At 63.9% G+C, this 13,594-nt stretch carries 13 protein-coding genes (1 of these 13 running past the window's edge); 3 read left to right on the top strand and 10 right to left on the bottom strand.

Annotation, left to right across the window (positions count from 1 at the left end; all coding sequences use genetic code 11):
- The 9 genes from argH to G4Y73_RS12010 all read right to left on the bottom strand — a co-directional run.
- Positions 1 to 693, bottom strand: the 5' portion of a protein-coding gene (argH, locus tag G4Y73_RS12050; protein WP_164231908.1) for an argininosuccinate lyase. The gene continues 609 nt to the left of window position 1, outside the view; the window shows 693 of its 1,302 coding nt (coding positions 1-693); the start codon lies at positions 691 to 693; the stop codon falls past the left edge of the window.
- A gap of 148 nt (positions 694 to 841) precedes the next feature.
- Positions 842 to 1,789: an N-acetyl-gamma-glutamyl-phosphate reductase gene (gene argC, locus G4Y73_RS12045; RefSeq protein ID WP_164231907.1), complete on the bottom strand. Its 948-nt coding sequence runs from the start codon at positions 1,787 to 1,789 to the stop codon at positions 842 to 844.
- Positions 1,789 to 2,541 (bottom strand): DUF3307 domain-containing protein, encoded by a 753-nt coding sequence (locus G4Y73_RS12040; protein WP_240451352.1) that lies wholly within the window; start codon positions 2,539 to 2,541, stop codon positions 1,789 to 1,791. Before G4Y73_RS12040 ends, argC begins: the two co-directional genes overlap by 1 nt.
- 12 nt (positions 2,542 to 2,553) lie before the next feature.
- Positions 2,554 to 3,228 (bottom strand): SatD family protein, encoded by a 675-nt coding sequence (locus G4Y73_RS12035; RefSeq protein ID WP_164231905.1) that lies wholly within the window; start codon positions 3,226 to 3,228, stop codon positions 2,554 to 2,556.
- A 60-nt stretch (positions 3,229 to 3,288) separates the two neighbouring features.
- Complete coding sequence (locus tag G4Y73_RS12030; protein WP_164231904.1) at positions 3,289 to 4,599, bottom strand: acetylglutamate kinase; 1,311 nt, start codon at positions 4,597 to 4,599, stop codon at positions 3,289 to 3,291.
- Complete coding sequence (locus tag G4Y73_RS12025; RefSeq protein ID WP_164231903.1) at positions 4,592 to 5,674, bottom strand: acetylornithine deacetylase; 1,083 nt, start codon at positions 5,672 to 5,674, stop codon at positions 4,592 to 4,594. The genes G4Y73_RS12030 and G4Y73_RS12025 overlap by 8 nt, the downstream gene beginning before the upstream one ends.
- A 125-nt stretch (positions 5,675 to 5,799) precedes the next feature.
- Entirely contained in the window at positions 5,800 to 6,993 is a 1,194-nt protein-coding gene (locus G4Y73_RS12020; RefSeq protein ID WP_164231902.1) for an argininosuccinate synthase domain-containing protein, read from the bottom strand.
- An 873-nt stretch (positions 6,994 to 7,866) separates the two neighbouring features.
- Positions 7,867 to 8,877, bottom strand: coding sequence for an N-acetylornithine carbamoyltransferase (locus G4Y73_RS12015; protein ID WP_164231901.1), 1,011 nt, complete (start codon positions 8,875 to 8,877; stop codon positions 7,867 to 7,869).
- 19 nt (positions 8,878 to 8,896) lie between these two features.
- Positions 8,897 to 9,952: a GGDEF domain-containing protein gene (locus G4Y73_RS12010; protein WP_164231900.1), complete on the bottom strand. Its 1,056-nt coding sequence runs from the start codon at positions 9,950 to 9,952 to the stop codon at positions 8,897 to 8,899.
- A 137-nt stretch (positions 9,953 to 10,089) separates the two neighbouring features.
- Between G4Y73_RS12010 and G4Y73_RS12005 the strand changes: the two genes are divergently transcribed.
- From G4Y73_RS12005 to G4Y73_RS11995, 3 genes are all read left to right on the top strand, one after another.
- Positions 10,090 to 10,269, top strand: a complete 180-nt coding sequence (locus G4Y73_RS12005; RefSeq protein ID WP_164231899.1) for a PLDc N-terminal domain-containing protein — start codon at positions 10,090 to 10,092, stop codon at positions 10,267 to 10,269.
- Between the two features lie 43 nt (positions 10,270 to 10,312).
- Positions 10,313 to 10,918 (top strand): DUF924 family protein, encoded by a 606-nt coding sequence (locus tag G4Y73_RS12000; protein ID WP_164231898.1) that lies wholly within the window; start codon positions 10,313 to 10,315, stop codon positions 10,916 to 10,918.
- 152 nt (positions 10,919 to 11,070) lie between these two features.
- Positions 11,071 to 12,294: a hypothetical protein gene (locus tag G4Y73_RS11995; RefSeq protein ID WP_164231897.1), complete on the top strand. Its 1,224-nt coding sequence runs from the start codon at positions 11,071 to 11,073 to the stop codon at positions 12,292 to 12,294.
- A gap of 6 nt (positions 12,295 to 12,300) precedes the next feature.
- Here the strand turns inward: G4Y73_RS11995 and tyrS are convergent, their stop codons facing one another.
- On the bottom strand, positions 12,301 to 13,512 hold the full coding sequence (tyrS, locus tag G4Y73_RS11990) for a tyrosine--tRNA ligase (protein WP_164231896.1): 1,212 nt from the start codon (positions 13,510 to 13,512) through the stop codon (positions 12,301 to 12,303).
- Positions 13,513 to 13,594 lie beyond the last annotated feature (82 nt).

Below are 13,594 nucleotides of genomic sequence, written 5' to 3'. Positions count from 1 at the left end.
GGCGTACTGCGGATTGACGACGAGGCGCGAAAAACCCAGCGCCTCGGCCACTCCGTCGCGGTCGAGCGGCAGGTTGACGCCGAAGCCCGAGGCCGTGCCCAGTGGACTGGCGTCGAGCCAGTCGGCGGTTTGCCTGGCCAGGTCGGCGTTGTCGATAAAGGCCTCGGCATGGCCGGCCCACCACAGCCCCAGCGACGAGGGCATGGCCTGCTGCAGGTGGGTATGGCCGGGCAGCGGCACCATCGCCTCGGATTTCGCACGATCGAGCGCAACGTGCGCGATCTGCTGACACACGGTGCTCAACCGGGCCAGGCGATCGCGCAGGTAAAGCCGGATGGCCACCGCCACCTGGTCGTTGCGGCTGCGGCCGGCGTGAATGCGGCCGCCGATGTCTCCGAGGCGCTCGGTCAGCCAGGCCTCGATGGCCGAATGACCATCTTCGTAGCGTTGGTCGAGCACGAATTCGCCCGCGTCGAATGCCTGCTGCAGTTCGTTCAGGGCGGCAACCATCGAGTCGGCCTGCGCGTCGCTGAGTACGCCGATGCGCGCCAACCCACTGGCATGCGCCTGGCTGGCGCGGATATCGAAGGGCAGCAGTTCGCGATCCAGGATCACGTCGTCGCCAGCCAGGAAGCGCATGACCCGCTCGTCGACTTCGCCGGCCGAGTCCTTTTTCCAGATGTAGTCAGCCAATGGGATCTCCAGGCGTAGCGGCCGTTCGAATGAACAATGAAACCGCAGATGTACGCAGATAAACGCAGATTTGCTTTGGTTGTTCTCTTGTCATCTGTGTTAATCCGCGTTCATCTGCGGTTCCAGTTCCACTTCTTTCCATATCCACTCACTCATCGATGCCCGCCCGCTCATCCAGGCCCAGGGCCAGGTTGATGTTCTGCAGGGCCTGGCTGGCCGCGCCCTTGAGCAGATTATCGAGCACGACGACGAAACTGGCGCGCATGGTGTCGCGCTCGTCGACGGCAAAGCCGCCGAGGGCCAGGCGCGGCGTCCCGGCGACCTGGCGAATCTCGGGAATCTCGTCGCTGACCTCGATCAATGCCTCCCCCTCGTAGCGCGTTCGATACAAGGATTGCAGTTCTCCGGCGGACTGGGGTTCGGTCAGCATCACCGAGATCGTCAGCGAAATACCGCGAAAGAAGGGCGCCACGTGCGGATGAAAGCGCACCGGGCGACGCAGGTGAGAGGAGATTTCCTGTTCGTGCACATGTCCGGTCAGTGCGTAGGGAATCAGGTTGTCCCTGAGCCGATCGGGATCGTTGCGCGGCGATGGGGTCCGGCCGGCACCGCTGTAGCCGGACACACCAAAGGCCACCGGCGGCGAAGCCAGGGCGTGACGAATCGGCCACAGCCCGAACAGGCAACCGGTGGCATAGCAGCCCGGATTGGCGATGCGACGGGCCGAGCGCAGCGCCTCGCGATTGAGCTCGGTCAGGCCGTAGACCCAGTGTTCATCAAAGCGCCAGTCGGCGCCCAGATCCAGCATCACGGCATCGGGATGCGCTTGCGCGATGGCCTCGACCCAGGGCTTGCTCTTGCCGTTGGGCAGGGCCAGCACCCAGACATCCGCATCGACACCGGCGACGGCTTTCGGCTCGAGCGCCTCGAAGGTCTGCCCGGCATGGGGCCATTCAGAAACGACTTCGGCGATCGCCTGGCCGGCCTGGCTGTCGCTGGAGGCCAGCGCCAGCTCGATGCTGTCGTGAACAGCCAACAGTCGCAGCAATTCCGATCCGGTGTAGCCACGTCCGCCGATCAGGGCCAGTCGATGCATCACAGCGCTCCCAGTAAAAAGCTTGAAGCCAGCCACTGGTACATCAGACCAAAGGCGACGACTTCACTGGTACTCAGGAGGGTACCAATGACAAAGTATTCGGCATGCGCTCGCTGCTTGCGCACGCTGTCGAAACGGAAGACCGACTTGGCCGCCAGTACCAGGCCGATGGCGGCCCAGGCTTGTGCCAGGAATGCCGAGAACATGAGGAATCGCTCCAGCCAACCGATATACAGGCCGGCCCGGGCCAGGCCTTCGCCGGCATCCTCGCCTTGAGGCAGCAGCGAGGCCAGAAGCAGGCGATTGAACCAGCCGCAGACCACGACCACGATCAGATAAGCGACCAGCATCCAGCCGGCCGCGCCGCCAGACAGTTGCCAGAAGTCACTGATCGAGGCCTGCCAGTCGGGCTGACCGGCCAGCCACCAGGCGGCCAGCAGCAGCACCAGCAGGTGGATGGCCTGGTCGAACACGAAAGCGGTCAACGGGCGCTGGCTGCCGAAGCGGTACTTCAGCCAGTCGACGGTCAGATGCACCACGACGATCGCCGCAAACGCCAGGATCACCTGCCAGATGGCAGTGCCCGCCGGGGCGAACAGCAGCCAGGCGACGACCAGGCAAGCCAGGTGCCAGGCACCGTGCTCGAGCAGCGCGGCCAGGCGACCGGCTCGCTTGCCCTCGATCACCGCCTTGCGCTGGACGAGGAAATCGCCGACCAGATGCGCCAGCAGCAGTGCCAGAAGAATCTCCATCACGATGCCCCGTCAGCGCTTGCCATTGTCAGTATCCCGCACCGTTTCGCCCAGTATCTCCCCCAGCTCGCACAGGCTGGCCCTGATCTCGCGGTAGCGGGCGCTGGCCAGTGTACGCGACACGGTCGAGGTCGACACTCCGAGCTCGGCGGCCACTTCGGTTTGCTTGCCCGCCTGCTCGTAGCGGTCGATCACCTGCCACTGCCGATCGGTGATGTCCTGGACCAGGGCATCGGCCAGGCGCAGGACTGCGTTGCAGGTTGCCGCAGGCACGGAGTCGGCCGCGACCACCCGGATTCGCACCCGGCTCATGCCGTGTGTCGGGGCATCAAGCTGATCGAGTGCCTCGCGGGCACGATAGAAGGCCGCGCCGGTCACGGCTTCGTTCAGCGGCCTCCCGTCGGCCGCGTCAGGCGCGATCTCGATGTCACCGAAGCCCACGCCGACACGCAAGGACAGGGGCTGGAAGGCCCGCCACAAGTCCCACACAACATCGGGCAACCACTGCGGCCGGGTCAACAGGCCCTGGAATTCGTCCCAGGCCGTGACGGCATAGTCAAACTGGCTCCAGCCGCGACGGCGATGACGCGCGGACAACTCCGCCAGCAACCGGTCACGGCGCCCGGGGAAATCTTCCACCTGGCGCGAATCGGCCACATCGGCGATCAGAGCGACGGATTCAGTCATGGGTTCTGATCAGAATGCATTCCTGAGTGCATTTTTATCAAATTGCATAGATAAATGCAATTATTCTCGCCAGCCCGGATCCCGCGCCCGCGCATCGCCGACCAGCCGCCCGAGCAGGCCGAAGTCGTCCACGCCCACGCTATAGACAATCCACTCGCCCAGGCGGTGGCTGGTGTGCGCCTGCTGGAAATACCAGCCGGCAATCGGATTGCCGGCACGCGCACGCCAGTAAAGCTGCGGGAAGCGCTGGCGTAGGGCCTGCCATAGCGCCGCGCCCAGGCCTTCGCCCTGAGCCTCGGGTGTGACCACGAACTTGTCGAGATAGGGCACCCCGTCGACGCCGGTGGTCACCAGGGCGGCTGCCCGGCCGCTTTCCGCCCAGAGCAGCCCGACGACATCACGCCCGGACAGCCAATCCGCGCGCAGTTCACGGCCAAAGCTGCTCTCGAGCAGGATCTGGAGCTGCTCACGAAGCTCGGACGAGAGCGTCTCGAACCAGTCGATCGCCTCGCCGCGGCGGATCAGCGTGCCCGCGCCGGTGTGCGTGAACAACTCGCGGGTGAGGTTTTCGGCCGAAGTGATCGACACCGAGGTCTCCGGCGACAGGCGCTCGAGCATTTCCCGGATCTGTTGCAGTTTCAGGCGCATGCCCGAGTGCACCCAGTCCTGTGAGAGCAGGTGGTCGTAATCGGTGCGCAGGCTGATGGCCGAAATCACCCGGCCGCTGTGGTCGAGCAGACCGCCAGTGCCGGTCAGAAAGATGACCTTGTGCGGCTCCACCGCCCAGACCAGTTCGCGTGCGGCTATGTCGGCATTGATGTTCATCACCTGCCCGCCGGGTGATTCGCCCAGGCAGGCGACCACCGGCAGCGCGCCCGAGGCAATGGCCGTCCGCACCGGCTCGAGCTCGACCCGTTCGATCTCGCCGACCAGGCCGAGGCGTTCGCGATCGGCCAGCCTGGCTTCGAACACTCCGTGCAAAATGCCGCGTGCGCGCACGCCGCGTGCTTCCAGGGCGTCGACCAGCGCGGCGTTGGCGCGATAGATCACCGGCCGGGCCACCGCCATGACATCCTCGGTGGTGACGCGCAGGCCGTCGCGCTTCTCGATCGGCACGCCCGCGGCTTCCATCGCCTGATCGAGTTGCGGCCCGGCGCCGTGCAGCACGATCGGCGTCAGCCCCAAGCGCTGCAGGAAGGCCAGCGCGGCCGCCATCTCGTCGAGCTGATCGCGCATGACCGCGCCGCCGACCTTGACCACGGCAAAGCGCGATTCCTCGATGCGCGAGAACTGCTTGAGATACTGCCTGGCCTCCCGGCTGGAGCCGAGCTGGCCGAGCAGTTCGATCACGGTGCGGCGGACTTCAGGCATGGTCGACGATCCGTTGATAGAGATTGAGTGCCCGTTCGAGCTGATCGAGCGCGACCCACTCGTCGGCGGTGTGCGCCTGGGCGATGTCGCCGGGGCCGAGCACCATGGCCGGCATGCCGGCAGCCGAGAACAGCGAGGCTTCGGTCCAGAAATCGACCGGCTCGCCGATGGTCAGGTCATGGCGCTTGCAGAAAGCGCGTACCGGCACCTCGTCCTGGCCGGCGGCAGGCAGGGGCGGCCCGGAGAAGGGCACGTGCCAGTTGGCACACTGATCGATTCCGCCCAGGCCGGACAGCTCGGCCAGGAGTGCTTCATTGGACTGCCCCGGACCCAGCCGGGCCGAGTAATGCAGATTCGCCTCGCCCGCGATCACGTTCGACTTGGTGCCGCCGGAAGCGAGTCCGACGTTGAAGCAGGTCGGCCGGCCGGCGGCCTTTTCGGATTCACAATGCGCCACCGCGGCATCGATCCAGCGCGCCATGCGATGGATTGCGCTGTCGGCCAGTGCCCGACCTTCCGAAGAGTGCCCGGCAACACCCGTAAACCGTCCCTTGACCGAGAGGAATCCGCGATGGGCGAGAATCGCCTCGCAAGCGGTTGGCTCGCACACGATCACCTGCTCGAAACGACCCGGCGAGTCGTCGGCCAGGAAGTTGCGCACACAGCAGCCGCCGGCGCCTTCCTCGTCGGAAGAGAAAAGGATCGCCATGGGCGCGTCGCTGGTTTCGGCCACCGTCAGCAGCGCGGCAGCTGCACCCTTGATGTCACAGGCGCCACGCCCGAATGCCCGGCCATTTTCGACCGTCAGCTCCAGCGGCGGCTTGTTCCAGCCTTCGCCGATCGGCACCGTGTCGAGATGGCAGTTGAACAGCACCGTCGCCACGCCGCGCCGGGCAAACAGGTTGACGTGGCCGTCGCCGTAGTCGGACATGGCCACGTCAAATCCCGCCGCTTCCAAGACAGCGCGCGCATGCACGAACATGCCCGCCTCGGGCGTGATCTGCCGGGGCGGATTCTGGCTGTCGCACTCGACGAGAAACTTCAGGTGTTCCAGCAATCGTTCTTGCTCGGGCATCGTCATCGCTCGTCGGCCTCACGCCAAGGCGCCAAGACGCAAAGGACGCCAAGGTATAAATGACCCATGAGGATTCTTTTCTTGGCGAGCTTGGCGCCTTCGCGCCTTGGCGTGAACTGCATTTTCTAATTTCCCCTGACCCGGGCCGCCAGGGTGGACGACTGGCCGAGGAGTTTGACGAAGCCCTCGGCCTCCTCGGGTGTCCAGCCGGCGGACTGGGCGTAGACGGCATCCGGGTCTTTCAGCACGTAGCGCGATCCCACCGCCACGGCCTGGACATTCCCACCGTCGGTGGCCAGGCGAACCACACCGGTCACGTATTCGTTGGCCGAGGCCAGATAGGCCTCGAGATCGGCCTTGTGCGGCTCGAAGAAAAAGCCGGTGTAGACCAGTTCGGCCCAGCGCTGGGCGATCGCCTGGTGGAACTGGTTCTGCAGTTTCGTGTTGACCGCTTCCCTGAGTGCGCGCTGAGCGACCATCAGGCCGTCGATGCCGGGGCACTCGAATACGATCCGGCCCTTGAGCCCGATCGAGACGTCGCCGGTGTAGATGTGCCGGCCGACGCCGTAGGCGCCCAGCTTCTCGTTGAGTGCGGCCAGCAGTTGCGGACCTTCCATCTTCTGATCGTCGAGGCTCACGGCACGACCCTTCTCGAACCCAAGGGTCAACTCCATCGGCCCGTCCGGCCACTCGGTTCGCGGCCGGCACCAGACATGCGTATCCTCCCCCGGCACCCCGAATTCGTCGATCTCCTGGCCGGAAAGCGTCACGCCCAGCAGGTTCTCGTTGATCGAGTAGCGGCTGGATGATTCCGGCACTTCCACGCCGGCGTCAGCCATCAGCTTCAACTCATGGGCCCGCACGTTGCGGGTCTCGCGCTGGAGTTCGCGGATGGGCGCATGAATCGTGTAGTCGCCAAGCGAGCGTACCGACTGGTCGAAACGAAGCTGATCGTTGCCCATGCCGGTACAGCCGTGCGCGAAGTGCGCGGTGCCGAGCTCGTCGGCCAGATTCAGGCACTCCTGCACGATGACATAGCGATCCGAGCACAGCATCGGATACTGCTCGAGCATGCGCGCACCCGACCACAGCAGCGGCACCACGAACTGGTCCCACAGCGGCTGGCCGGCATCGAGCTCGTGATGCTCGGCGGCCCCCAACGCCCTTGCCCGCTCGGCGATCCAAGCCTTCTGGTCCGGGCCGATGCCACCGGTGTCGACAAAGGCGGTATGCACCTCGAAGCCCTGCTCCTTCAAGGCCAGCACACAGTAGCTGGTATCCAGTCCGCCGGAAAAGGCGAGTACGACGCGTTCGCTCATGATTCAATCTTCCCGTTCATTTTTACTTGATCCACTCATGCACAAAAAAACCCGGCTTTCGGGCCGGGTTTCTGGTGCAGTCTCGTCTAGCTTGAAGCTCGAATTCGACTAGTGCACACCCCGGCCCGAATGTCGGACACGACGTCGCGGCAGGCGGCCTGGACGCAGGTTGTCGGTAGTGGCAAGTGCGATGGCTTCAATCATGATTCACAAATTGCCATATGTTGGGGGGCAAAACAAGTGCGCGGGTGCAATCGCCCTGCCGCTGGGTATTGCGTTGCTACCGACGGGTTAGCGGGCCTCGACAAGTCAAAGGCGGTTCCGCCCGCCTGCTACGCAGGCTGATGGCGGGTAACTTTTTTCCCGCGCGAAAAAAGTAACCAAAAAACGCGCTTAAAAGCAGGCGGTTACGTCTCGAAAATCTCGCCTCGGAGTGGCTTCACGGACTGTGACTGGGGCTTTGCTTGGGCCCGGCTGAGAAACATGCTGGCGTGCGGTAACGCCTGGCGCGGCCCGCATCTAGCACTACGACTTCGAGTGGCGTTCCACCTCTGAGGTCTGCCCAACCCTCTATCGAAGTCGACCCCGATCGAGGTCGTACCGTTTTGGTGCGGGCTACGCCAAGGATTTAGCGAAAACGCCATGTTTCACGACCGAGCCATCGCGAAGGCAAAAGCGGTATCTCCGTTAAGCCCTGAAGCCATCTGGTCCTGCGGAACAACCGCGTCTTCTAAGAGCGTTTTTGGTGACTTTTGTCGCGACTGACAAAAGTTACTCGCCCAAAGTGCTTGCGAAGCAAGCCGGGCGAAACCGCCTTTGACTTGTCGAGGCCGCAAACCCGGCGGTAGCTACACACTGCCCAGTGGCTCCAGACTACCCAGCGCCCTTGGGCGCAATCAACTCCGCCATCATCGCCTTCTGCGTGTGCAACCGATTCTCGGCTTCGTCGAGCGCGACGCAATAGTCCGCGTCCATCACGCCATCGGTAGCCTTGATGTTGCGCCTCAACGGCAGGCAATGGCTGAAACGCGCGTTGGCGGTCAGCGCCATCTTGTCTTCGTCGACGATGAAGTGTCGAAAGGGCTCGCGCAGCCTGGCTTCTTCTTCCGGCCGACCGTAGAAGGGCAGTGCGCCCCAGCTCTTGGCGTAGACGAAGTCGGCATCGGAATAGGCTGCCTTGATATCGGTGGTGACTTCCAGTGAGCCGCCCGACTCGCCGGCCTGGTGCTCGGCGGCGTCCATGAACTGCTCGTCCAGGCGATAGGCCTCGTCGGGGATCAGCATGCGGATGTTCATGCCGAATTTGCTGGCGATCAGCAGGGCGGAGTTGGCCACGGCAGTATTGAGCGGCCGCGGGTGCCAGGTCCAGGTGAGCACGAAGGTCTTGCCGTCGGGTGAGCCGATATGGTCCTGGACGGTGCGCATCAGGGCCAGTTCCTGGCAGGGATGGACGATGGTCTCCATATTGATCACCGGTACGCTGGCGTATCGAGCCAGCGATCGGATCACCTTGTCCTGACGGTCTTCGGCCCAGTTCTTGAACAGCGGAAAGGCACGCAGGGCGATGGCATCGCAGTAGCGCGACAGCACCCCGGCGACCTCGGCGATGTGCTCCTCTGCATCGCCGTCCATCACCACCCCGGTCTCGAATTCGATGCCCCAGGCGCCCTTGCCGGGCTCCAGCACGACCGCATGCGCGCCGAGTTCGTAGACACCCACTTCGAAGGAAGCCCGGGTGCGCAATGAGGGGTTGAGGAAAAGCAGCGCCACGGAGCGGCCAGCCAGGGGGCGGCCCGACTCACCGTCGCGCCAGAGGCGAGCGCGGTCGAGCATATGCTGGAGCTCGGATCGGCTCCAATCGGTCGTGGTCAGGAAATGTCGCATTCAGGCATTCATCCTAGCATCACACCGGAGCCCCTCCTACTTCCGTTCCGTCCATTTCCAGGCGGTTGCGGCCGGCTTTCTTGGCCCGGTACAAGGCGCGATCGGCGCGTGTCAGCCACGACTGCGGATCGGGCGCGGTCAGCGCGGCCGCGCCGATGGAAACGGTGACCGGCCCGCCGGGTCCGTGAAGGTGCGCGCGAAGATAATCGTGGAGTTTCGCCAGTGCGGACAGCATCCCCTGTTCATCGGTAGCCGGCAAGAGCAGCACGAATTCCTCGCCGCCCATCCGGAAGAGCTGATCCTGCTCGCGCATGCACGCCCGGATCTGTCGGACCACAGCGATCAGCACCTGGTCGCCAGCGTCGTGCCCGTAGGTGTCGTTGATGGTCTTGAAGTGATCGAGGTCGAGCAGCGCCAGCCCGGCCGGCTCCCGACGCCTGCGGAACTGCTCGACGCAGCGGTCCAGCGAGGTACGCAGCGCCAGGCGGTTGCCGGCGCCGGTCAGATGATCGCTGCTGGCAATCGCGGCCAGCTGCCGCCGCTGCATTTCCGTTCGGGTGGCGAAGATCAACCCGAACGCGGCCGCCAGCGCACCGTTCACCACGAAACTCGACAACTCGACCACGGACGAAAACTGTCCCGGTTGCATGGCGATGCCGACCAACGTCAACCCACTGACTGCGACCGCAAGATAGCGGTCGGCCAGCAGAAAACTGGCCGAGAGTACCGGGAAGGCCCAGAACACGCTGACATTGGTGAACGTGACCAGGACCACGTATCCGATCATGACGACGAATGCGACCACGTTGCCCACCAACCTGGTTCGCCCGCTGATCCAGGCATAGGCAACCAGCCCACCGATGATGGCGATCAGCACGCAGTCACCAATGCCGGTCAGGAATTCGCCCCGGGCGAATCGAAACACGGCGAACGGCAGAATCCCCAGCATGGTGCACAGGCCGAAGAAACTGATGATGGTCAACCGGAAATCTTTGCGCAGCCGGCGTAACGTAGCCTTGAGGGTGTATCGGGAGCCTGACTCGTCGGTCGGGGTGTCGGCGTTGTTCCGGAGCATTCAGTAACCTGGGAAGACATCGCGACTTTTTACCGAGATTCTCTTTCGGCTGCGCTTTCCGACATTATCGCCGCTTGACCTCGTTCGGGCAAAAGCCGATGCTTGGACCTCCACCACACAAGTGAAGAGGTCCCACCATGGGTATTGAAGTCACTGGCCTGCTGAGCCTCATCTGGCTGATCATCATCATCTGGGCCATCGTCAAGACTGCTCAGAGTTCTGCAGGAACGGGCGCCAAGGTTCTCTGGATTCTTCTGCTTCTGTTCCTGCCGCTACTCGGGCTGATCCTCTGGTTGCTGCTAGGACCCAAGGGATAGCGCCTCTGCGGCCGGTCCGAGTCCGGGCCGGCCGCCTGCTTCCATGCCACTTCCCGACCCGCACACCCTGCTCGATTTCTGGTTCGGCGACAGCCGCACTCAAGCCGCGGCCATTCCCGAGCGCATGTCGTTCTGGTTTCAGCCGTCCAGCTCGGACGACGCCGCGGTGGCCGAACGCTTTGCCGATGCGCTGGCGCTTGCAAGCGGCGGCCACCTGACCCGATGGCTGGCCAATTCCGACAGCCGCCTCGCACTCATCCTGACCCTCGATCAGGCCCCACGCGTCATCCATCGCAGACGCGCCGAAGCCTTCGCCCACGACGGCCAGGCCCTGGCCACGGCACTGGCCGGCATCAAGGCGGGCGTCGATGAGCAGCTCGGCCTGGCCGAACGCGCCTTCTTCTATATGCCCCTGCAGCACGCCGAGGATCCGTTGGTACAGCGGCTATCGGTCGCCCGTTACCAGGCGCTGGTCGAGGCCTTTCCCGACCATGCCGATATCGCGCGGAGCTTTCTCGGCCACGCGCGCGAGCATGCTGAAATCATCGAACGTTTCGGGCGCTATCCGCACCGCAATGAGGTGCTGGAGCGCGAAAGCACAAACGAGGAACGAGCCTTCCTGGAATCCGGGCCGCGTTACGGACAGTAGCTCCCAATCTTCTGGCAGGCATGCGCACCTTGGGTCCCGCCAGCCCTCCGCCTTCCTCCGGGTCTGACACAGAATTCCCTCGGATTACGACTGCTAACAGTATTCCCGTTCCTACGGGCCGATAAAGCGTCACACTCGTGAGGAATCGTGCAATGAAATTTTGGATCCAAGTGGCCGCTGCCATTTTCGTATCGATCGCCGTCCCCGCCAGCGCCGGCGACGTGCCGGGTGACCCGCAAGTGGTCTTCACCACTTCCGTCACCGGCAATGTCATTCTCGGCTCCTGGCCCGACGCCGACGAACAAACCGGACTGGCGGCCGCCGATCGTATCTGCCAGAACCGGGCCGCGGCCGGCAGCCTGGCCAATGCCGCAAGCTACGTCGCCTGGATTTCCGACTCCAATGATGACGCTTACTGCCGCTTGCACGGTCTGACGGGGAAGAAGGCCGACAACTGCGGTCAGCCCAGCCCGCCGACCAGCACCGGGCCCTGGGTGCGCACCGACGGTTACCCGTTCGCACCCGAAATTGGGCCATTGCTGAGTCCCCACAACGTGGTCTATACGCCGCCGATGTTCGACGAGATGGGTGAGCCGGTCAGTCCAAACCAGTTTCTGCTGACGGCCACCGGCTATGACGGCACGCTGCTCGGCGATTCCTGCGGCGACTGGACCGACGACAGCTCGGGCAGCCTGAGCCTCGGTGCAGCCGGGGCGGTCAGCGGCAGCTGGACGAGCAGTGCAGGTGCATCCTGCTCGTACCCATCCGCTGCTTTGTTATGCATGGAACGTTCGACAGGTGCCGACTTTCCGCCGATCGAGTCGAGCGGGCGGATCGCGTTCCTGTCATCGGCAAGCGGCAACGGCAACCTCGGCTCGTGGCCCGAGGCCGGCGGTGCGACCGGACTGGCCGCCGGCGATGCCATCTGTCAGACGCTGGCAGCCGATGCCGGCCTGGCCCATGCATCCAGCTTCAAGGCCTGGTTGTCGGACGACACCACCAATGCCATCGACCGCATAGAACACGACGGCCCCTGGAAGCGCCTCGACGGCGTACCGCTGGCCAGCGGCAAGTCCGAACTGACGGCAGATGCGTGGTTCACAGGGCTGGCAGTGGACGAGAATGGCAACTATCTCGTCGAAGCGGTCCACGGCAGCAATGTCTGGACCGCCACACAGATGGACGGGACGACAACGGCGGCCGCTTGCCAGAACTGGTCGAGCGACAGCAGCGCCGACTCGGGTACCCGGGGTCTGCACTACACTGCGGGTGTCTGGCGCACGCATTTTACGCAGGTCGGCTGCCACGTCTCCGCACGCCTTTACTGCCTGTCCGACCTCGGTCCCGTCGTGTTCAGCGATCGCTTCGAGAATTGAAGCGAGCTATTGAACGGTCAGGCGCGCAAAACGGCGCTTGCCAACCTGTAGCACGCCTTCAAAGCCGGCCTGGAGCATCAGGTCGCGATCGGAGACTTTCTCTCCGTCGATCTTGACCGCGCCCTGCTTGATCATGCGGAAGGCCTCGGAATTGGAGGCCGTCAACCCGCACTCGGTCAGGGCCGCGGCGATGCCGATGCCGTCCTCAGTAGCCGGCAGCGTCATTTCAGGCATGTCCTCGGGCAACTGACCGCCACGGAATCGGGCGATGAACTGATCACGTGCCTTTTCGCCGGCGCCTTCACCATGGAAGCGGTCGACAACCTCCATTGCCAGGGCAAACTTGGCATCGCGCGGGTTGCCACCGTTGGCGACGCCCTCGCGCAGGGCCTCGATCTCGTCCGTGGCCCGGAAACTCAGCAACTCGAACCACCGCCACATCAGCTCATCGGAGATGCTCATGATCTTGCCGAACATCTCGTCGGCGGGCTCGTTGATACCGACGTAGTTGTCGAGCGACTTCGACATTTTCTGCACCCCGTCGGTGCCTTCCAGCAGCGGCCAGGTAATGATGATCTGGGGCGCCTGGCCGGCCTGCTGCTGGAGCTGGCGTCCGACGAGCAGATTGAACTTCTGGTCGGTACCGCCCATTTCGATGTCGGCCTTGAGCGCGACCGAGTCGTGACCCTGCACCAGGGGGTAGAGAAACTCGTGAATGGCGATCGCCTGGTTGGCGCGATAGCGCTTTTCGAAATCGTCACGTTCGAGCATGCGCGCCACCGTGTGCCGCGATGCCAGTCGGATCATGTCGGCGGCCGACATTTCGTTGAACCATTCCGAATTGAAGCGCAGCTCGGTGCGTTCCCGGTCGAGAATCTTGAACACCTGCTCGGCATAGGTTTTCGCGTTGGCGCGCACGTCGGCCTCGGTCAGGGGCTTGCGCGTGACGTTCTTGCCGGAAGGATCGCCGATCATGCCGGTGAAATCGCCGATCAGGAAAATCACGATATGACCGGCGTCCTGAAAGCGGCGCATGGCGTTGAGAATGACCGTGTGCCCCAGGTGCAGGTCGGGTGCCGTCGGGTCAAAACCTACCTTGAGGCGCAGCGGACGACCTTTCGCCAGCCGCTTCTCGAGTTCGTCGTGCTGAATGACCTCGGCTGCGCCGCGCGTCAGTTCGTTGATGTCCGTCACTTCGGGGGTCCCTGAGTGTGTCATTCATGCCAACAGAGCTTGCCGGCGGTGCCTGCCGAGATTGACTTGTCGGCCCGGAAGTCGTTAATGTTACCGGGTTTCCAGC

It is taken from the genome of Wenzhouxiangella sp. XN201, assembly GCF_011008905.1.
Taxonomy (GTDB): domain Bacteria; phylum Pseudomonadota; class Gammaproteobacteria; order Xanthomonadales; family Wenzhouxiangellaceae; genus Wenzhouxiangella.
Note: the sequence above shows the minus strand (reverse complement) of the source record. Positions and strands in the feature narration are given on the sequence as shown.

Coding starts and splice junctions, on each gene's coding strand:
- G4Y73_RS12005 (WP_164231899.1), top strand. CDS start 10,090: ATGGGTATTGAAGTCACTGGCCTGCTGAGCCTCATCTGGCTGATCATC.
- argC (WP_164231907.1), bottom strand. CDS start 1,789: ATGCATCGACTGGCCCTGATCGGCGGACGTGGCTACACCGGATCGGAA.
- tyrS (WP_164231896.1), bottom strand. CDS start 13,512: ATGACACACTCAGGGACCCCCGAAGTGACGGACATCAACGAACTGACG.
- G4Y73_RS12040 (WP_240451352.1), bottom strand. CDS start 2,541: ATGGAGATTCTTCTGGCACTGCTGCTGGCGCATCTGGTCGGCGATTTC.
- G4Y73_RS12015 (WP_164231901.1), bottom strand. CDS start 8,877: ATGCGACATTTCCTGACCACGACCGATTGGAGCCGATCCGAGCTCCAG.
- G4Y73_RS12025 (WP_164231903.1), bottom strand. CDS start 5,674: ATGCCCGAGCAAGAACGATTGCTGGAACACCTGAAGTTTCTCGTCGAG.
- G4Y73_RS12020 (WP_164231902.1), bottom strand. CDS start 6,993: ATGAGCGAACGCGTCGTACTCGCCTTTTCCGGCGGACTGGATACCAGC.
- G4Y73_RS12000 (WP_164231898.1), top strand. CDS start 10,313: ATGCCACTTCCCGACCCGCACACCCTGCTCGATTTCTGGTTCGGCGAC.
- G4Y73_RS12030 (WP_164231904.1), bottom strand. CDS start 4,599: ATGCCTGAAGTCCGCCGCACCGTGATCGAACTGCTCGGCCAGCTCGGC.
- G4Y73_RS12010 (WP_164231900.1), bottom strand. CDS start 9,952: ATGCTCCGGAACAACGCCGACACCCCGACCGACGAGTCAGGCTCCCGA.
- G4Y73_RS12035 (WP_164231905.1), bottom strand. CDS start 3,228: ATGACTGAATCCGTCGCTCTGATCGCCGATGTGGCCGATTCGCGCCAG.
- G4Y73_RS11995 (WP_164231897.1), top strand. CDS start 11,071: ATGAAATTTTGGATCCAAGTGGCCGCTGCCATTTTCGTATCGATCGCC.